At 69.3% G+C, this 18111-nt stretch carries 17 protein-coding genes; 10 read left to right on the forward strand and 7 right to left on the reverse strand.

Annotation, left to right across the window (positions count from 1 at the left end):
- Nucleotides 1-12: 12 nt before the first annotated feature.
- Genes QM708_RS09385 through QM708_RS09395 form a run of 3 tightly spaced genes read left to right on the forward strand, consistent with a single transcriptional unit; the run spans nt 13 to nt 2938 of the window.
- Complete coding sequence (locus tag QM708_RS09385) at nt 13-909, forward strand: dihydrodipicolinate synthase family protein (RefSeq protein WP_415107267.1); 897 nt, start codon at nt 13-15, stop codon at nt 907-909.
- On the forward strand, nt 897-1400 hold the full coding sequence (locus QM708_RS09390; protein ID WP_415107270.1) for a tripartite tricarboxylate transporter TctB family protein: 504 nt from the start codon (nt 897-899) through the stop codon (nt 1398-1400). The genes QM708_RS09385 and QM708_RS09390 overlap by 13 nt, the downstream gene beginning before the upstream one ends.
- Nucleotides 1397-2938: a tripartite tricarboxylate transporter permease gene (locus tag QM708_RS09395; protein ID WP_415107273.1), complete on the forward strand. Its 1542-nt coding sequence runs from the start codon at nt 1397-1399 to the stop codon at nt 2936-2938. Before QM708_RS09390 ends, QM708_RS09395 begins: the two co-directional genes overlap by 4 nt.
- Nucleotides 2939-3027: 89 nt before the next feature.
- Here the strand turns inward: QM708_RS09395 and QM708_RS09400 are convergent, their stop codons facing one another.
- Nucleotides 3028-4854 (reverse strand): phosphoenolpyruvate carboxykinase (GTP), encoded by a 1827-nt coding sequence (locus QM708_RS09400; RefSeq protein WP_415107276.1) that lies wholly within the window; start codon nt 4852-4854, stop codon nt 3028-3030.
- 191 nt (nt 4855-5045) lie between these two features.
- On the opposite strand from QM708_RS09400, the gene QM708_RS09405 reads away from it, so the two are divergent.
- Entirely contained in the window at nt 5046-6515 is a 1470-nt protein-coding gene (locus QM708_RS09405) for a potassium/proton antiporter (RefSeq protein ID WP_415111368.1), read from the forward strand.
- Between the two features lie 36 nt (nt 6516-6551).
- On the opposite strand, the gene QM708_RS09410 is transcribed toward QM708_RS09405, so the two are convergent.
- Together QM708_RS09410 and QM708_RS09415 are read right to left on the reverse strand one after the other, a co-directional pair.
- On the reverse strand, nt 6552-7076 hold the full coding sequence (locus QM708_RS09410; RefSeq protein ID WP_415107279.1) for a LytR C-terminal domain-containing protein: 525 nt from the start codon (nt 7074-7076) through the stop codon (nt 6552-6554).
- Nucleotides 7077-7112: 36 nt separating this feature from the next.
- Nucleotides 7113-7406, reverse strand: coding sequence for a type II toxin-antitoxin system VapB family antitoxin (locus QM708_RS09415; protein ID WP_415107282.1), 294 nt, complete (start codon nt 7404-7406; stop codon nt 7113-7115).
- Nucleotides 7407-7463: 57 nt separating this feature from the next.
- Here QM708_RS09415 and QM708_RS09420 point away from each other — a divergent pair, with 57 nt between their 5' ends.
- The 3 genes from QM708_RS09420 to QM708_RS09430 are packed head-to-tail and all read left to right on the forward strand — an operon-like array spanning nt 7464 to nt 9790.
- Nucleotides 7464-9113 carry a helicase HerA-like domain-containing protein gene (locus QM708_RS09420; protein ID WP_415107285.1) on the forward strand — a complete coding sequence of 550 codons (1650 nt, stop codon included), beginning with the start codon at nt 7464-7466 and terminating at the stop codon, nt 9111-9113.
- A 54-nt stretch (nt 9114-9167) separates the two neighbouring features.
- The gene (locus tag QM708_RS09425) at nt 9168-9404 is read left to right on the forward strand and encodes a FitA-like ribbon-helix-helix domain-containing protein (protein WP_415107287.1); all 237 of its coding nucleotides are present in this window, start codon (nt 9168-9170) and stop codon (nt 9402-9404) included.
- The gene (locus tag QM708_RS09430) at nt 9401-9790 is read left to right on the forward strand and encodes a type II toxin-antitoxin system VapC family toxin (protein WP_415107290.1); all 390 of its coding nucleotides are present in this window, start codon (nt 9401-9403) and stop codon (nt 9788-9790) included. The genes QM708_RS09425 and QM708_RS09430 overlap by 4 nt, the downstream gene beginning before the upstream one ends.
- 314 nt (nt 9791-10104) lie before the next feature.
- On the opposite strand, the gene QM708_RS09435 is transcribed toward QM708_RS09430, so the two are convergent.
- The 3 genes from QM708_RS09435 to QM708_RS09445 form a co-directional block, all read right to left on the reverse strand.
- Nucleotides 10105-10404 (reverse strand): DUF1345 domain-containing protein, encoded by a 300-nt coding sequence (locus QM708_RS09435; RefSeq protein WP_415107293.1) that lies wholly within the window; start codon nt 10402-10404, stop codon nt 10105-10107.
- An 85-nt stretch (nt 10405-10489) separates the two neighbouring features.
- On the reverse strand, nt 10490-10789 hold the full coding sequence (locus tag QM708_RS09440) for a type II toxin-antitoxin system RelE/ParE family toxin (RefSeq protein ID WP_415107296.1): 300 nt from the start codon (nt 10787-10789) through the stop codon (nt 10490-10492).
- On the reverse strand, nt 10786-11016 hold the full coding sequence (locus QM708_RS09445) for a hypothetical protein (RefSeq protein WP_415107299.1): 231 nt from the start codon (nt 11014-11016) through the stop codon (nt 10786-10788). The genes QM708_RS09440 and QM708_RS09445 overlap by 4 nt, the downstream gene beginning before the upstream one ends.
- Before the next feature lie 291 nt (nt 11017-11307).
- Here QM708_RS09445 and QM708_RS09450 point away from each other — a divergent pair, with 291 nt between their 5' ends.
- Both QM708_RS09450 and QM708_RS09455 read left to right on the forward strand, forming a co-directional pair.
- The gene (locus QM708_RS09450; protein ID WP_415107302.1) at nt 11308-13140 is read left to right on the forward strand and encodes an ABC transporter transmembrane domain-containing protein; all 1833 of its coding nucleotides are present in this window, start codon (nt 11308-11310) and stop codon (nt 13138-13140) included.
- Nucleotides 13137-15065: an ABC transporter ATP-binding protein gene (locus QM708_RS09455; protein ID WP_415107304.1), complete on the forward strand. Its 1929-nt coding sequence runs from the start codon at nt 13137-13139 to the stop codon at nt 15063-15065. The genes QM708_RS09450 and QM708_RS09455 overlap by 4 nt, the downstream gene beginning before the upstream one ends.
- Nucleotides 15066-15069: 4 nt before the next feature.
- Here the strand turns inward: QM708_RS09455 and QM708_RS09460 are convergent, their stop codons facing one another.
- Complete coding sequence (locus tag QM708_RS09460; protein ID WP_415107307.1) at nt 15070-16782, reverse strand: PQQ-binding-like beta-propeller repeat protein; 1713 nt, start codon at nt 16780-16782, stop codon at nt 15070-15072.
- Between the two features lie 367 nt (nt 16783-17149).
- Here QM708_RS09460 and cysK point away from each other — a divergent pair, with 367 nt between their 5' ends.
- Entirely contained in the window at nt 17150-18085 is a 936-nt protein-coding gene (gene cysK / locus QM708_RS09465) for a cysteine synthase A (RefSeq protein ID WP_415107310.1), read from the forward strand.
- The last annotated feature ends 26 nt before the right edge of the window (nt 18086-18111 follow it).

The raw sequence follows: 18111 nt of genomic DNA on the forward strand, positions 1-18111 counted from the left end.
GAGGAGACCCACATGTCTGACACCAACCAGGGCGGCACCTCGCGCCGTCCGCACCTGATCACCGCCGTCCCCACCCCGTTCCGGACCGACGGGTCGCTGGACCTGGACGGCACCCGCGCCTTGTTCGCCGACATCGCGTCGCGCCCGGTCGACGGCGCCTTCGTCGCCGGCACCACCGGTGAGTTCACCGCGCTGGAGCGCGACGAGCGCCTCGCCGTCCTGAAGGCCGGCCTGGACGCCTTCGGTCCCGACCGCGCCTACCAGCACGTCGGCGCGGCCACCGCCCACCAGGCGGTCGACCTGGCCCGCGCGGCGGTCGACCTCGGCTCGCGGAAACTGGCCGCGGTCACGCCCTACTACTTCCCCGCCCCCGAAGCCGAGGTGATCGACTACTTCGCTCGCCTGGTCAAGGCCACGCCCGAGGCCGAGGTGTACGCCTACCTGTTCGAGGCACGGACGACCACCCGCTGCGCGCCGGCGATCCTGCCCCGGCTGTTCGAGGTGGGCGTCGCCGGGGTCAAGCTCAGCGGCTACGACGACGCGACCGTCGCCTCGTACGTCGAGCACGCCCCGGATGCGATGCGGGTGTTCTCGGGCAACGACGTCTCGTTCGCCTCGCTGATGGCCGCCGGGGGCGACGGCGTCGTCTCGGGGGTCTCCTCGGTCTTCCCGGCTCCGTTCCTGCAACTGCGGGACGCCATCGCGGCGGGCGACGAGGCGCGCGCCACCGAACTCGCCGGCATCGTCCGTGGTCTGGTCGCGGTCGTGCACGCCGGTGAGATCCGCTACCTCAAGGCGGGTGTGGAGGCCCGCGGCCTGCCCGGCGGGCCGGTCCGGGCCGCCGTCGCGCCCCTGCCCGACGACGATCGTGCCGCGATCGATCAGGCGGTGGGACGATGGGCGCTGTAGATCCCGCCGACGCGGGAGCGGCCGAGGAGACCGGCTTCGCGGCACCGGCGTCCCCACGCCTGGAGCTGCTCATCGGCGTGGTGGCCTTGGTCGCCGCCGGTGCCGTCTTGGCCCTGTCGACGCAGATCACCTCGCGGGTGGACGCCGGAGGCCTGCACCCGAAGGACTGGCCGACCCTGCTGTCCGGGCTGGCCATCGCGCTGGCGATCGGGCTGCTGATCAAGGCGAAGGCGGGACGCCCGCAGGAGCGTGAAGGCGTCAACCTGGCCACCCGCGCCGGCCAGACGCAGGTGGGACTCGTGGTGCTCGCGAGCATCGTGTTCCTGCTGCTGTGGGCCTACGTCAACTTCGTGCTCGCCTGCGCGGTGTTCCTGGTGGGCACGCTGTTCATCTTCGGCGTCCGCTCGCCGCTGTGGCTGGTGGCCTTCCCCGCCGGGATCACCGGGCTGATCTACGTGCTGTTCCGCGTGCTGCTGAGGGTGCCGCTATGAACGCGTTCGCGCAGGCGATGCAATGGTTCGCCGATCCCACCTTCCTGATCTGCATGGCCGTCGGCATGCTGCTCGGCCTGTTGGTCGGGTTCTTCCCCGGTGTGACCATGACGATGGCCGTCGCGCTGGCGTCCGGCTTCACCCTCACGCTGGAGCCCGCGCAGGGCCTGGCCGTGATGCTGTGCATCTACGTCGGCGGCCAGTACGGTGACCGGATCCCGGCCATCCTGGTGAACACGCCGGGCACGCCGGCGTCCATCGCGACCACGCTGGACGGCTACCCGATGGCCAAGAACGGCCAGGCCGGCCTGGCCCTGGTCATCTCCGGCTTGGTGACCACCGGGGGCATCCTGGCCTCGATGCTGCTGTTCGTGCTGATCGCCCAGCCCATCGCGGGCTTCGCGCTCAAGTTCGGGCCCGCGGAGATGTTCGCGTTGGTCCTGTTCGGCCTGACCATCATCATCAGCATCTCGGCGCAGTCGCTGCTCAAGGGTGTTCTGGCCGGCGTCTTCGGCCTGCTGCTCGCCGTGATCGGCCGCGATCCGATCACGGGTGTGGCGCGGTTCACGTTCGGTTCGGACGAACTGTCCAGCGGCGTCCAGTTCATCGCGGTGATCATCGGCCTGTTCGGCATCGCTGAGGTGCTCGACCAGATCCTCACCCACCGGGAGCAGAAGACCAAGGCGGTGCAGGGCCTCGGCCGCTGGTGGCCCAACAAGAGCGAACTGCGTGAGTCGGTCAAGCCGGCCCTGATCGGCACCGGTGTCGGCCTGGGTGTCGGCATCGTGCCGGCTGCCGGCGGCGACATCGCCGGCCTGATCGGCTGGGACCGGGCGCGGGCGGCTGCGGGCAAGCTGCGCGCGAAGTTCGGTACCGGTTATGTCGGCGGTGTGGCGGCCTCGGACGCCGCGTCCAGCGCCACGCTCGGCGGCGCGCTCACCACCACCTTGGCTCTCGGCATCCCGGGCGACTCGGTGATGGCGGTGATGATCGGCTCGATGATCATCTGGGGCCTGCAGCCGGGACCGTCGCTGTTCAGCAACCATCCCGACATCGTCATCCTGATCGCGGCCATCATGATCACGGCCACGATCATCCTGGGCGCGGTCAGCCTGGCCCGCACCAAGGGCATGACGATGCTGCTGGACATCAAGCCGCAGTACCTGTGGACCATCATCCTGGTGTTCTGCATGGTCGGCACCTACACGACCACCAACTCGGTGATGACCGTCGTGCAGATGCTGATCTTCGGCGTGATCGGCCTGGCGCTCAAGCGCTCGGGCATTCCGGCCGGCCCGGTCGTGCTCGGCCTGCTGCTCGGCCCGATCGCCGAGGGCAACCTGCGCCGCGCGCTCGTCATCGGCGGGCCCGGTGCGCTGGTCAGCAGCTGGATCTCGATCGCGTTCCTGCTGCTGACCCTGTTCATCCTGCTGCGCTCGACGGTGTTCCGCCCGAAGCGTTCGCTGGAGGAGTCGGTGCTGGAGGAGGTCCAGCAGGATCTGGCCTCGGCGCGTCCGGACGACACCAAGGAGTCCTGACCCGCACCGGCCACACACTGGCACGGGACGTTCTGCAAAGGGGTGGGCCCCGGTCCTCAGGACCGGGGCCCACCCCTTTGACGATGCGATCAGGCCGAAGCGATGCGCTCACGCAGCTTGGCGAGCTGCGCCGACAGGCGCGCCGGCAGCTTGTCGCCGAACTGGGCGAAGTACTCCTCGGTCAGGTCGGCCTCCTTGGCCCACGCCTCCGGATCGAGCGCGAAGATCGCCTCGAGGGTCGCCTCGTCGAGGTCGAGCCCGTCGACGTTCAGGTCGCCCGGCTTGGGCAGCTGGCCCGAGATGGCCGCCTCGGCGTCCACCTCGCCCATCACCCGCTTGATCGCCCACTCGATCGGACGCGCGTTGTCGCCGAAGCCCGGCCACAGGAACGAGCCGTCGGCGCCCTTGCGGAACCAGTTGACCTGGAAGATCTTCGGCGCTTTGTCGCCCAGGGTGTCACCCATGTCGAGCCAGTGCTGCCAGTAGTCGGCCATGTTGTAGCCGCAGAACGGCAGCATCGCGAACGGGTCGCGGCGCAGCGAGCCGACCGAACCCTCGGCGGCCGCGGTCTGCTCCGAGGAGACGGTGGCGCCGATGAAGACGCCGTGCTCCCAGTCGTAGGACTCCGCGACCAGCGGGATGTTGGACGCGCGGCGTCCGCCGAACAGGATGATGTCGAGCGGGACGCCGGCCGGATCCTCCCAGTTCGGGGCGATCGTGGACGCCTGGTCGGCGCGGACGGTGAAACGGCTGTTCGGGTGTGCGGCCGGCTCGGTGGACTCCGGCGTCCAGTCGTTGCCCTTCCAGTCGATCAGGTGCGCGGGCTTCTCGTCGGTCAGCCCCTCCCACCAGACGTCACCGTCGTCGGTCAGCGCGACATTGGTGAAGATCGTGTCGTGATCCAGGGACGCCAGCGCCACCGGGTTGGTCTTCACCGACGTGCCCGGGGCGACGCCGAAGAAGCCGGCCTCGGGGTTGATCGCGTGCAGGCGGCCGTCCTCACCGGGGCGCATCCAGGCGATGTCGTCGCCGACGGTCTCGACCTTGAAGCCCGGGATGGTCGGCTGCAGCATGGCCAGGTTGGTCTTGCCGCAGGCGCTCGGGAAGGCGGCCGCCAGGTAGAACTCCTTGGCGTCGGCCTCGCGGGTGATCTTCAGGATCAGCATGTGCTCGGCCATCCAGCCGTCGCGGCGGGCCATCGTCGAGGCGATCCGCAGCGCGAAGCACTTCTTGCCCAGCAACGCGTTGCCGCCGTAGCCGGAGCCGAAGGACTGGATCTCGTTGTGCTCGGGGAAGTGGGTGATGTACTTCTCGTCGTTGCACGGCCAGCTGACGTCCTCGCGGCGGTTGCCGTCGGCGTCCACCAGCGGGTAGCCGACCGAATGCAGCGCCTTGACCCACGGCTTGCCCTCAGCGATCAGGTTGAGCGCCTCGGTGCCGATACGGGTCATGATGCGCATATTGACCACGACGTACTCGGAGTCGGTGAGCTCGACACCCAGCTGCGAGATCGCGCCGCCCAGGGGGCCCATCGAGAACGGGATCACGTACATGGTGCGACCGCGCATGCTGCCGTCGAACAGCCCGGTGAGGGTCGTGCGCATCTCGACCGGGTCGGCCCAGTTGTTGGTCGGGCAGGCGTCTTCTTCCTTCTCCGAGCAGATGAACGTGCGGGACTCGACACGCGCGACATCGGAGGGGGCTGAGCGCGCCAGGTAGGAATTGGGGCGCTTGGCCTCGTTGAGCTTGATGAAGACCCCGGCGTCGACCATCTGCGCGTTGAGGCGGTCGCGCTCTGCCTCGGAGCCATCGCACCAGTAGATGGCATCAGGCTTGGTCAGAGCCGCGACCTCGTCGACCCACGCGACCAGGTCGGCGGGCGCGTTCGAGGGGGTGTTGTTGGCGACTGACGTCATAATGCTCCTTTGCATCGGGGCCCAACGACCATCGCTGGGCTCCCTTGACCCGTGTGATTTCCCCTATGGTGCCGCACCGGCCGGGGAGCGGCCGAACTCAGGTGTCCCTTGGTCGCGTCTTACGGGCATCCCATCTGGACGCATCCGTCTCACCGATAGGCTGGGACAAGGGAGGTCTCGTGAGCCTGGACATGCTGCTGCTGATCGGTGCCATCGTGCTGATCGTGGCGACCTGGGCTGCCAGCCTCAGCTCGCGCGTGGGCCTGCCCGCGCTGCTGCTCTTCCTCGGCCTGGGCCTGTCCCTGGAGTTGTTCGGCATTCACATGACGGACGCCGAACTGGCGCACAACCTGGGCTTCGCGGCGCTGGTCTTCATCCTCGCCGAGGGCGGGTTCGCGACCAAATGGGTCGACATCAAGGGCTCCCTCACCATCGCCGGCCTGCTCGCGACGGTCGGCGTCCTGGTCTCGATCGGGCTGGTCGCGGCACTGTGCCATCTGGGATTGGGCATGTCATTGCCGCAGTCGGTCCTGATCGGCGCGATCACCGCCCCCACCGACTCGGCCGCCATCTTCTCGGTACTGCGCGGGATGCCGCTGCCCGGCCGGGTGCGCTCGGTGCTGGAGGGGGAATCGGGCCTCAACGATGCCCCGATCGTGCTGCTCGTCGGTGCCGCCACCGCCTGGACGCTGGGCGAACTGCCCGAGGGCGGGGCCACCGAACTGGGCGTGCTGATCCTGATCGAGCTGGCCGGCGGCGTCCTGCTCGGCGCGGCCGTCGGGTTCGTGGGCGCCCGCCTGCTGCGTAGCGTCGCGCTGCCGGCGTCCGGCCTCTACCCGCTCGGGGCGCTGGCCACCGCCGTCATCGCCTACGGGCTCGGAGTGTGGCTGCACCTGTCCGGGTTCGCGGCCGTCTACGTGGCCGCGGTGATCCTCGGCAACAGCAAGCTGCCGCACCGCAACGCCACCAAGTCGTTCGCCGAAGGCATCGGTTGGGTGGCACAGATCGGGCTGTTCGTCATGCTTGGCATGCTGGCCAGCCCTGAGCGACTCACGCCGCACATGGTGGGGGAGGCGCTCGTGATCGGCACCTTCCTCACTTTCGTCGCGCGGCCGCTGTCGGTGATGGTGTGCGCGGTGTGGTTCAAGGTGCCCTGGCGGGAACAGGCCTTCATCTCGTGGGCCGGGCTGCGCGGCGCGGTGCCGATCATCATGGCGACGGTGCCGATGGCGGCCGGGCTCGATGCCGCCGAACGCATCTCCGAAGAGGTGCTCTTCTTCGTCGTTGTGTTCACCATGCTGCAGGCGCCGACGCTGCCGTGGGTGGCGCGCAAACTCGGGGTGGCCGGCGAGATCGACCCGCACGACATCGAGGTCGAGGTGGCGCCTCTGGACCAGATCCAGGCCGACTTCATGCAGGTGAAGGTGCCGGAGGGCTCCAAGCTGCACGGTGTCACGATCCGCGAACTGCGGCTGCCCAAGTTCACGGTGATCGCGGTCATCCTGCGCAAGGGCGAACCGATCGTTCCGCACTCTGATGACCGTCTCAACGAGGGCGACGAACTGATGGTGGTCGTCCCGTCGGCCCGCCGCGCCGAGGTGGAGAAGCGGTTCCGCACTATCGGGCGTTACGGACGCCTCGCGCGCTGGCACAAACCCTGATGCCGGCCTTCCTGCCGCCGGCGGACGCCGCGCGTCTCAGTCGACGTTCGCCGCGACGTTGATCTCGGGAACGCAGGCCTTCCCGTCCGGGAGCGGAACGCCGAACGACGGGTTCTCCAGGGGCACCGGCTGGTTCGCGCCGATGATGACGTCGACCGTCGCATCGGTGCGGCCGTCCGCCTGGAACGCGATGTTGTCGAAGGCCTGGCGCACCAGGATCACCTCGGGGCTGTCCTCGGACTTCCCGACCACCAAAGACTCGGGGTAGTCGTTGCGGTCGGCGTTGACGCGGCGGAGCACCTTGAAACCGTCCGCCGACAACAGCTGGCCCAACCGCTTGGCCAGACCGTTGGTCTCCGACCCGTTGTAGACCTCCACGTAGACGTTCTCGGGTTTCAACTCCGGGCCGATGTCCTTGACCACGCACGGCGGGTGGGGACGGCGTGGGATCGGGGCGCGCACGGCGTCCCAGGCCCAGTTCGCCGAGAGGACGACCAGGGCCAGGAGCGCGATGAGAGTCACGGGCGTCTTCAGAGCCCGGACGGTCTGCCTCGTGTCCATCAGATCCTTCCCTACAGCGCGGGTCGCCGGGCCAGCCTACTTCAGCTCGAGCACCCGGGCATGCACCGACTGGCGCTGCTGCAGGGCCGCCCGCAGCGTCCGGTGCAGCCCGTCTTCGAGATACAACTCGCCGTTCCACGCGACGACGTGCGCGAACAGATCGCCGTAGAACGTGGAGTCCTCCTCCAACAGCGCCTCCAGGTCGAGCCAGCGCTTCGTGGTGACGAGCTGGTTCAACATCACCTGTTGCGGCGCGATCTGGGCCCATTGGCGCTGCGTATAGCCGTGCTCGGGGTAGGGCCGGTCCTCGCTGACGCGCTTGAAGATCACCGCCTCAGTCTACCCCTGGCCTTCGGCGGTGCCCCGGTGTCCGCTAGCCTGCCGACCATGAGCGATGCCCTCGACGCCATCCGCACCGGCTACACCTTCTCGACGCCCGCGATCGAACTCGGGGCACTCGTGCACGACGGTGCGCCCGTGCCCGACGTCACCATCCGGCTGGCGCTGTCGATGCTGAACCGGCACGGCCTGGTCGCCGGTGCTACCGGCACCGGTAAGACCAAGACCCTGCAGCTGATGGCCGAACAGATCTCCCACGCCGGCGTCCCGGTGTTCGCCGCCGACATCAAGGGCGACCTGTCCGGGCTCGCGATCCCCGGCACGCCGAGTGAGAAGCTGCTGGCCCGCACCACCGCGATCGGCCAGCAGTACTCGCCGGCCGCCTGCCCGGTCGAGTTCTACGCCCTGGGCGGCGAGGGGACGGGCGTGCCGCTGCGTGCCACGGTGACCTCGTTCGGCCCGCTGCTGTTGTCGAAGGTGCTCGGGCTCAACGCGACCCAGGAGAGTTCGCTGGCCCTGGTGTTCCATTACGCCGACCAGAACAACCTGCTGCTGCTCGACCTGAAGGACCTGGGCGCGCTGCTGAAGTTCCTCACCAGCGATGAGGGCAAGACCGAGCTGGCCGACATCGGCGGGCTGTCGAAGGCGACCGTCGGCGTCATCCAGCGCCAGATCACCGCGCTCGCCGCCCAAGGCGGCGACGCGTTCTTCGGCGAGCCCGAGTTCGACACCGCCGACCTGCTCAAGGTCACCCCGGACGGCCGTGGCGTCATCTCGCTTTTGGAACTGCCCAAACTGCAAGACCGCCCCGCGCTGTTCTCCACCTTCCTGATGTGGCTGCTGGCCGACCTGTACTCCGACCTCCCCGAGGCCGGCGACCTCGACAAGCCCAAGCTGGTGTTCTTCTTCGACGAGGCACACCTGCTGTTCGACGGGGCGTCCAAGGCGTTCACCGATGCGATCGAGCAGACGGTGCGGCTGATCCGGTCGAAGGGGGTCGGCGTGTTCTTCGTCACCCAGACCCCCAAGGACGTGCCCGAGGACGTCCTCGCCCAACTCGGCTCGCGCGTGCAGCACCAGCTGCGGGCGCACACGCCCAACGACGCGAAGGCGCTGCGAGCCACCGTCGCCACCTATCCGCGCACCGACTACGACCTCGCCGAGCGCCTGCAGCAGCTCGGCATCGGCGAGGCGATCGTGACCGTTCTCAACCCGAGCGGCGCCCCCACCCCGGTGGCGTGGACGCGGATGCGCGCGCCGCAGGCGTCCATGGACCCGCTCGACGCCGGCGCGATGGCCAGCGGGGTGGCGTCCTCGCAGATGCAGGCCCGCTACGGCACCGCGATCGACCGCGAATCCGCCTACGAGGTGCTGAACACCCGTCTACAAGCCGGTGCTGCCGCAGCCGCCGCGGCGGCCGAGGCCGCGCAGCGCGAAAAGGACGCTCAAGCCCGCGCCAAAGCCGAGGCGGACGCCGCCCGCGAAGCCGCGCGTGCCGAGAAGGCGCTCCAGGCCGAGCGCGCCCGCCTCGAACGCGAGGAGCGCCGGATCGAACGCGAGGAACGCCCCCGGGCGTCCGCGCGCCGCGAGAAGAGCTTCTTCGAACAGCTCACCGAGAACCCGATGGTGCGCCAGATGGCCCGCACCGCCAGCCGCGAGATCACCCGCTCGATCTTCGGCACCGGACGCCGCCGCTGAGCGCCACGCGATTCGGCATTGACACGTGTTATGCATGTGGCGCATGATCAGTGCATGGCTGGAACCCTGCAGATTCGGGATGTCCCCGAGGATGTCTCCCGGGAGCTGAAGGCGCGCGCGGCGGCGGCTGGGCAGTCGCTGTCGCAGTACGCGCTGACGGAGTTGATTCGCGTGGCGCGCCGTCCGCGAATCGATGTGGTGTGGGCCGACATCGAGACGCGGGCCGTCTTCGAGCGGGCGGACGTGGGCGCTGCGGAGTTGATTCGCGCTGAACGTGACGCCCGCCCGTGAGGGCGGTGCTGGACGCCTCCGCCTGCGTTGAGTTCCTGCTCGGCACGGCGGCAGGCCGCGCGGTCGCCGGGGCGCTAGCGGAGGCGTCGACGATCTATGCGCCCGAACTGATGATCAGCGAGGTGACCTCGGCGCTGCGTGGTCTGGTGCGTGGCGGCGTGATCTCGGACGCCGAAGCGCGATTGGCGCTGCGCGATCTGCGCCGACTGGATGTCGAGTGGGTCAGCGGGCTGGCGTTGTTGCCTTCGATCTGGCGACTCAGCCTTCGGCACTCGACCTACGACGCCCACTACGTGGCGCTCGCCGAAACCGTGTCGGGAACCCTGGTCACCGGAGACCGCCGTCTGGCGTCCGCGATGGGCGAGGTGCCGGTGATCCTAATCTGACCGGGCATCAATGCATGATCGTGGCGCGTCTACTTTCCAGGATGTTGCATTGGCGGGTTCGTCGACCTCGGTCCACGACTAGGGTCGCGCTCATGCCGCAGATACGAGTCATCGCCGTGGGGTTGCCGGTCCGGGCTGGGCACGTGCTCGTGCTTGACGGGTACGACAGCGTGAAAGACCAGGCCTTCCACCGCGCGAATCGCCCTTTGTACCCGGCAGGCGCCCTAGCCCTTGCCGAAGGCTTGGCGAACGACGCCAGATACATGCGGTCACGGGGAGGCCCCTCGAGATCCGGCGACCCCGAATAGCCGAGGTCAGGAGACCCCGAGCAACAATGACACGACGGTCGCCAGGATGACGCTGTTGAACGCGAACGCGAGCAGCACATGGCCGGTGACCACACGCCGGGCCTCGGTGGTACGCACCTCGACATCGGCGGTGCCGAACGCCGCCTGAGCGGCGAAGGCGAGACAGAGGTAGTCGGCGAGGGTGTCCGGCGGATCGCCGGGAAAGGCGAGCGACTCCGCCCCGATGCGCGCATAGCGCACCGCGTAGGCGATGGTCACGCTCAGCCACGCCGCGATCACCATGAGGACGGAGACTCCGAGTGTCATCGGGGTTTCGCGAAGATCGACGCCGGCCTGGTGTCACGTGAGGAAACCCCTGACGCGACCTGCGGATAGCTGAACCATGCGAGGTTCAGCGTCGTTCGAGGTGCGACCAGTGCTGCGCCCCGTGCAGGACGGCGACGATCTCGACCAGTTCGATGTCCTCAAACACCCGGTACCACAAGTGGTACGGGAACACCGGGGTCTTCACGTTCCGCAGTTCCCGGTACACGACTCGCGGCAGCAGAGGTCGCTCCCGGATCACCTCGACCGTGGTCTCGACGGTCGAGATGAAGCGTTCGACTTCATGCGGTGCCTCGGTGAGATACCAGTCAATGGCATGCTCGTACTCCTCGTCCGCGCGGCGGACGAAAACCAGCCGGAAGCTCACGCAGTTCTTCCCGCGGCGGCGACCTTCGCGCGCGCCCGATCCCGCACGGCCTCCCACGGGGCTGCATCCTCGGGGTGGGCGTCGGCCTCGGCGATCCGGGCGTCGAGCAACGCGGCAAGCTCTGCTGTGACCTCCACCGGCAACGACTGATCGATCGCGTCACGCAGGTCCCGACGCGCGTCAGCGTCGAGGCTCAGCACCTGCTCCAGCAGATCATGGTCAACCATGCACTCAAGGATACCCGCCAACCCAGACCGGCAGGAGCATCACGTACCGATCCGAGGAACCCCCTCCTGCCTCGCCCACCGAAGACCGTCACCACCCTCGCGGGGCCGCGGGGCGCGCAGGAAGTCCTCCCTATCGAGCGGCGAGGTGTCGGCTGCCACGTGGTCGATTTCTATGTCCAGATTCAGGCCTGTCTGCGTTTCCCCTAGCCGTGGGACCACCCCTTCGATCTGGACATAGATTTCGACCACGCCATTGACCCGACCCCGAACCGGGCGTACCGTAGCTCGGCTATGCGTGACTTCCCGCCTGCCGTCGAGGCGACCGAGAAACCCGAGACGCGCTCACCGGCACGGTTCCTCGGGTGGCTCATGCGTACCCAGGGCGCACTGGTCCCGCTCATGTCGGTGCTGGTCGCGGTCTGGCAGTTGCCGAGCGTGTTCTCGCCGTGGATTCTCGGTCGCGCGATCGACGCCGGCCTGGTCTCGCGCGATCCGTGGGCGACGATCGGCTGGGCTGCGCTGCTGCTCGCCGCGGTCATCGTGGGCGGTGCCGGTGGTGTATGGCAGCACACGCTGGTGGTGCGGTCCTGGGTGATCGCGATCTACGAGACGATGAAGCGGGTCGGGCACACCACCGGACGCCTCGGCCACGTACTGGGCCGCCGCGTACCGACCGGTGAGGTGCTGAGCGTCGCCTCCTCGGATTCGGACATCTTCGGGGCCGCCATCGAGGTGGTGGCCCGCGCCGCCGGAGCCCTGATCGCGTTCGGCATCGTCTGTGCGCTGATGTTCGCTCAGTCACCGCTGCTCGCGACCGTGGTGCTGGTGGTGTCGCCGCTGATGCTCGCGGTATCGGCGCCTTTCCTGCGTCCGCTCAGCGCTGCCCAGCATGCCGAGCGCACCCAGAACTCCGAGCTGACCGGCCAGGCGACCGACATCGTCGCGGGCCTGCGCATCCTGCGCGGCATCGGTGGCGAGCGCACCTTCGGCGCGAACTACGCCCGCCAGTCGCAGAAGGTCCGTCGCCTGGGCGTCACCGTCGGCACCTGGCAGGGTGCGGTGGAGGCGTTCTCGGTGCTGTTGTCCGGTGGGCTGCTGGTGCTGCTGGTGTGGCTCGGCACCCACGAGCTCGTCGCCGGGCGGCTCACTCTCGGCCAGCTGATCTCGTTCGTCGGCTACGCGCTCTACATGCTGTGGCCGTTGCAGACCTTCTACGACCTGGCAGCGCGCTGGGTGACCGCGCTGGTGTCGGCCGAGAAGACCACCTCCTTGCTCGCGCAGCAGCCGCCCTGGCCGCAGGGCGGCGCGCCGGTGGCGCCGGCCCCGCGGTTGGTGGACGCCGCTTCCGGCGTGGTCGTCGAACCGGGGCAGTACCTGGCGATCGTCTCCACCGATCCGGACGCCTCCGCCGCGCTCATCGACCGGCTCGGCCGCTACCTGCCCGCCCGCGTGCACCACGACAACGACGACGAACAACTGAAGGGCCGGGCGCTGCGCCGCGCCCGCCGTGAGAAGCTCGCCGCCCGCGCGGCCCTCGCCGAGGCGGAGGCCGCGCGCGCCAACGAACGCTGGGGCGTCACCGCCGACGGCGTCGATCTGGCCGACGTCGACCTGGCCTGCTACCGGAGCAGGGTCGTCGTCTCCGATTCCGGATCGCTGCTGTTGTCGGGAACCCTGCAGGAGGCGCTCGATCCTTGGGGCTCCCACACTCGCCAGCAGGCCGAGGACGCCCTGGTCACCGCCTGCGCCGAGGACGTCTTCGACGCCCTGCCGGGTGGCTGGCAGGGCCGGGTCGACGAGAAGGGCCGTGGCCTGTCCGGCGGGCAGCGGCAGCGGCTGGTGCTGGCCCGCGCGCTGGTGCTCGATCCCGAGGTGCTGCTGCTCGTCGAGCCGACCTCGGCGGTCGATGCGCACACCGAGGCCCGGATCGCCGAGCGCCTCCCGGAGCATCGCCGTGGCCGCACCACCGTGGTGACGACCGCCTCCCCGTTGATGCTCGCCCACGCGGACGCCGTCGCGCTGCTCGCCGACGGGATCGAGGTGGCGCGCGGGCGTCACGCCGATCTGCTCGCGCGGGCCGACTACCGGGCCGTGGTGGCCCGTGGCATGGAGGAGTCCGAATGACGCTGAGCACCGACCTGCGTGCCCGGTCGGCCGAGACCTGGCGGGACGCGCCCGCCCCCGCACGCGTGTCGCCGGAACTCGCCGTCGACACCAGCCTGCCCCCACGGCAGCGCCTGGCTGCGTGGAAGCGCCGCCATCAGGTGCGGGCCGAGCGGGCGACGTCGGTGTATGCCGACTCGCGCAATCCCGCGCGGGGACTCCCTGTCTCGGGGGCGCGTAGCGCGCTCGCCTTCCTGCGTGAGTTGCTGTCCACGCGCAAGGCCGCGGCGATCGTGATGCTCGTGTTCAACGCCGTTGCGGCCATCGGGGCGCTCGTCGTGCCCCGTCTGGTGGGCACCGTGGTGGACGCCGCGGCGTCCGGGACCTCGGATACGGCACGGATGGATGCGATCCTGCTGGCGGTGGCCGCGGTCGTCGTCGGCCAGGCGATCGCGACCTTCATCGCCAAGCGGTCCTCGGCCGCGCTCGGCTACGACCTGCTCGCCGCGGCCCGGGAGTCGATCGTCCGCACCGTGTTGCGGCTGCCGCTGGGCCGGGTCGAGGCGGCCAGCAGCGGCGACCTGATCACCCGGATCACCTCGGATGTCTCCAAGATGAGCGCCGCCGTGCGCTGGGGACTGCCGCACCTGATCACGTCGGCGTCGATGGTGGTGCTCACCGTGGTGGCGCTGCTGCTCAACTCGGTGCTGCTCGCGCTGCCGCTGCTGATCTCGTTCGGGATCCTGTTCGTGGTGGTGCGCCGCTACCTGCGCCGCTCGATGCCGGGCTACATCACCGAGTCGGCCACCTACAGCCAGATCAACGCGACCATCACCGAATCGGTGGAGGGGGCGCGCACGATCGAGGCGCTCGGCCTCGGCGAGAAGCGCCAGGCCCGGCTCGACGACGACATCGCCGAGTCGGCCCAGGCCGAGCGGTACACGATGAGCCTGCGGAACCTGCTGTTCATCTGGCTCGACTTCGCCTTCCAGCTGCCGCTGGTGCTGGTGGTGCTGCTGGGCACCTGGGGGTTCGATGCCGGCCTGGTCACGGTCGGCCAGGTGACCACCGCCGCGCTCTACTGCCAGCAATTGGTGGGTCCGCTCGACCAGCTGATCCAGGTGCTGGACCGCCTACAGATCGGCCTCGCCGCCACCACACGCCTGCTCGGCATCGCCGAGGTTCCTGATGACCGGACGCCGCAGGCGGACCTGCCGCAGGGCCCGCACCTGGTCGGCCGCGACCTGCGCTTCGCCTACCGCGAGGGCCACGACGTGCTGCACGGCATCGATCTCGACCTGCGGCCCGGCGAACGCCTCGCGATCGTCGGGCCGTCCGGGTCGGGCAAGTCGACCCTGGGACGCCTCGCCGCGGGCATCAACCGGCCGCGCACCGGCCGGGTCGAGGTCGGCGGCGTCGACGTGATGGATCTGCCCCTGCCCGTGCTGCGCACTGAGGTGGCCCTGGTCACCCAGGAGCATCACGTCTTCGTCGGCACGCTGCGCGACAACATCGTGCTCGCCCGCGACGGGGCGGCGTCCGATCAGGAGGTGCTGCAGGCGCTGGCCGCGGTGGACGCCGACTGGGCGCAGCGGCTGCCGGCCGGGCTCGACACCGTGCTGGGCCATGGCCGCGTCGAGCTCACGCCCGCGCAGGCGCAGCAGGTCGCGCTGGCCCGGCTGGTGCTGGCCGATCCGCACACGCTGGTGCTGGACGAGGCGACCTCCCTGATCGATCCCGGCACCGCGCGGCACCTGGAGGGCTCCATCGCGACCCTGCTTGAAGGGCGCACAGTGGTCGCCATCGCGCACCGGCTGCACACCGCCCACGACGCCGACCGGATCGCGGTCGTCATCGACGGCCATGTCGCCGAGCTGGGCAGCCACCACGAACTGATGGACGCCGACGGCGAATATGCCCGTCTGTGGCGCACCTGGCGCTCCTGATCTGCTACTTGATCCGGATCCCGTAGATGTTGCGGTCGTAGGACGCCACCACGAGCATGTCGCCGAACACCGCCGGGGTGGCTTCCACGTTCTTGCCCAGACTGACGGTGGAGATGTCCTCGCCCGTCGCGGGATCGAACAGGTGCATGATGCCTTCGGAGTCGGCGAGCACGCCGTACACGGCCCCGTCGCTGCCGGTGATCAGCGTCGGCGAACTCCACGAGTAGTTCGACAGGTGCCGGCGCCACACCACCGATCCGGTGGCCTTGTCGAGCGCGACCAGATCGCCCTCGCGGGGTGCCGTCGTGCGCGACACGTTGAAGATCACCAGATCCGAGACCGGGCCGCGGCCCAGTGCCGGGGTGGCCAGCACGCCGCCGTTCACGCCGTTGGCGAAGTAGGAGGGGATGTCGTACTGCCACACCTGCTTGCCGGTGAGGGCGTCGATCTTGCGGATGTTGGTGATCCGTTCACCACCTGAAGAGCCGCGGTTGTCGACCTCGTTGCCGGTGTAGAGGAACACGCCGTCGTCGGTCTCGTCGACCACCACGGAGGCGTCCACGTCGTCGCCGGTGTCGCGCATCCAGACCATCTCCAGCGAGGTGGCATCCCAGGCGAACAGCTTGCCGTCGTTGTCGGCGGCGAACATCAGGTTGCGGTAGGCGGCCGCCGAGTTCTCGATGCCGTACTTCTCGTTCCCCGGCGCGGTGTAGCGCAGTCGGGTGACCTGCGGGTCGACCGACACGGTCTTGGCTGCCGCGTCATATTTCGAGTTGAGCTTCACCTTGTAGATCAGCCCGTTCTCGGCGGGCTGGATCAGCGTGTCGGTGCTCGCATCGACCAGCGCCGAGGAGTCGAACGCGCCCCAGTCGTGGCGCGGCGCGGCGGCGTCCAGGCCCGAGATGTGCCAGACCTCCTTGTTTTGGATCAGGTCGAACACCCGGTAGCGCCACGGCCCGATGGTGCCGTTGGTGTCGTTCAGCCCCTGGCCGGCGTACAGCAGCGGGTAGCCGCGCGGGTCGACCGACGCGGTGCCCTTGAAGCCCCAGCCCACCTCGATCGGGTCGCGGGTCGGACGCCCGGTGGCCAGGTCGAGCCGGTAGATCTTGCCCTCGAAGACCGGGTAGATCACCTCGACGAAGGCGTCGTCGTTGATGAATTCCTCGGCCAGGCCCATCGCGATCTTGGTGGCGCGCGGCCACTGCACCAGCAGCGGCTGGCCGGTCCAGCCGGCACCGGGCCAATAGGAGCCCTCGCCGCGGATCTCGCCGATCTTCTTGGTCCATTCGACCGACAGCTTCTTCTCGGTCACCTGTGCGGTACCCCAGGTGCCGCCGGTGCGTTGATTGTTGCCGCGGAAGGTCAGCACGCCCGGGATCTGCGGGTAGGTCTCGGGGTCGCCGAAGCTGACCGTCGGCCCGGGCTTGTAGCCGACCGGCTTGCCGTCGGCGTCCACCACCGACCAGGAGAAGGCGCCCTCGGCCTCGGTCAGGTTGCGCTCGAAGACTCCGGCGGCGGTGGTGCGCGGTTTCGTGTAGCCCGGCAGGTCCGTCAGCCGGATCGGCGCCGGGTCGGCCTGCGGCGTCCGGGCCGGGGCGGACGCCGTGGGCGCGTGTGGACGCTCGCCGGTGCGGACGGTCTCGGTCGAGCAGGCCGCCAGGGCCAGCAGTGCCGTCGTCGCCATCGCTGTGGCCGCGATGCGCCGTCGCTGCACCATCGTGTCTCCTCGCTCCCGGGGGTGTCCGCGCCCAGCCTACTGCCGTCCGCCGACTGGGAAAGTTGGGCAAACATGCGGACGTGCACTAGGTTGCCAGGCAGAAACCGAGGCAATGCCTCCACCAGGCAAGGATTTCTTCCCTCATGATCACAACCGCGGACGCCCGCCAGCTCCACACCGCACGCCACGCGTGCGTTGAGTGTGCCGCTGCCTGTCCGTGTTGTTGTTGTCAGGCCTGACACCTCTCGCCCTCACCGCAGGAATACGTCCGCCGCACGATCTCGCGCAGGCGGCGTCCTTTTCGTACCCCGTGGCGGCCTTGGAGCCACTGCCTACGCTGCTGACAAACCCAAAAAGGAGAACACCCATGACCGCTTACTTCGCCGATGCCTCGGCCCTGATCGGCCGGACGCCGCTGGTGCGCATCAACCGCCTCTACGGCGATTCGAAGGCCACCGTGCTGGCCAAGCTGGAGTTCTACAACCCCGCCAACTCGGTGAAGGACCGCATCGGCGTCGCCATCGTGGACGCCGCCGAAGCCTCCGGTGAACTGAAGCCGGGCGGTACCATCGTCGAGGGCACCTCGGGCAACACCGGCATCGCGCTGGCGTTCGTGGGTGCTGCCCGCGGCTACCGGGTGATCCTGGCGATGCCCGAGACCATGTCGAAGGAGCGCCGCGCCCTGCTGCGCGCCTACGGCGCCGAGCTCGTCCTCACCCCCGGCGCCGAGGGCATGCGCGGCGCGGTCACCAAGGCTGAGGAGCTGGCGGCGTCCATTCCGGGCGCGGTGCTGGCCCGCCAGTTCGCCAACCCGGCGAACCCCGACATCCACCGCAAGACGACCGCCGAGGAGATCTGGGCCGACACCGACGGCGAGGTCGACGTCGTGGTGGCCGGCGTAGGCACCGGTGGCACCATCACCGGCATCGGCCAGGTGCTCAAGGAGCGCAAGCCCGAGGTGACGATCGTCGCGGTCGAGCCGACCGAGTCGCCGCTGCTGTCGGGTGGCAAGCCCGGGCCGCACAAGATCCAGGGCATCGGCGCCAACTTCATCCCCGAGATCCTGGACCGCTCGGTGATCGACGAGGTGCTGCCGCAGAGCTCCGACACGGCGGTGGAGTGGGCGCGCCGTGCGGCCCGCGAGGAGGGCCTGCTGGTCGGCATCAGCTCGGGCGCGGCCCTGGCCGCCGCCGGTGAGTTGGCCGCGCGCGAGGAGAACGCCGGCAAGACGATCGTCGTGATCATCCCCAGCTTCGGCGAGCGCTACCTGTCCAGCGTCCTGTACGCCGATCTGCTCGACTGATCATCCGCCTCCCGATTCGGGAGACA

Origin of the sequence: Propioniciclava sp. (genome assembly GCF_047602245.1) — a bacterium.
Lineage (GTDB): Bacteria > Actinomycetota > Actinomycetes > Propionibacteriales > Propionibacteriaceae > Propioniciclava.

Coding starts and splice junctions, on each gene's coding strand:
- QM708_RS09385 (WP_415107267.1), top strand. CDS start 13: ATGTCTGACACCAACCAGGGCGGCACCTCGCGCCGTCCGCACCTGATC.
- QM708_RS09390 (WP_415107270.1), top strand. CDS start 897: ATGGGCGCTGTAGATCCCGCCGACGCGGGAGCGGCCGAGGAGACCGGC.
- QM708_RS09395 (WP_415107273.1), top strand. CDS start 1,397: ATGAACGCGTTCGCGCAGGCGATGCAATGGTTCGCCGATCCCACCTTC.
- QM708_RS09400 (WP_415107276.1), bottom strand. CDS start 4,854: ATGACGTCAGTCGCCAACAACACCCCCTCGAACGCGCCCGCCGACCTG.
- QM708_RS09405 (WP_415111368.1), top strand. CDS start 5,046: ATGCTGCTGCTGATCGGTGCCATCGTGCTGATCGTGGCGACCTGGGCT.
- QM708_RS09410 (WP_415107279.1), bottom strand. CDS start 7,076: ATGGACACGAGGCAGACCGTCCGGGCTCTGAAGACGCCCGTGACTCTC.
- QM708_RS09420 (WP_415107285.1), top strand. CDS start 7,464: ATGAGCGATGCCCTCGACGCCATCCGCACCGGCTACACCTTCTCGACG.
- QM708_RS09425 (WP_415107287.1), top strand. CDS start 9,168: ATGGCTGGAACCCTGCAGATTCGGGATGTCCCCGAGGATGTCTCCCGG.
- QM708_RS09435 (WP_415107293.1), bottom strand. CDS start 10,404: ATGACACTCGGAGTCTCCGTCCTCATGGTGATCGCGGCGTGGCTGAGC.
- QM708_RS09445 (WP_415107299.1), bottom strand. CDS start 11,016: ATGGTTGACCATGATCTGCTGGAGCAGGTGCTGAGCCTCGACGCTGAC.
- QM708_RS09450 (WP_415107302.1), top strand. CDS start 11,308: ATGCGTGACTTCCCGCCTGCCGTCGAGGCGACCGAGAAACCCGAGACG.
- QM708_RS09455 (WP_415107304.1), top strand. CDS start 13,137: ATGACGCTGAGCACCGACCTGCGTGCCCGGTCGGCCGAGACCTGGCGG.
- QM708_RS09460 (WP_415107307.1), bottom strand. CDS start 16,782: ATGGTGCAGCGACGGCGCATCGCGGCCACAGCGATGGCGACGACGGCA.
- cysK (WP_415107310.1), top strand. CDS start 17,150: ATGACCGCTTACTTCGCCGATGCCTCGGCCCTGATCGGCCGGACGCCG.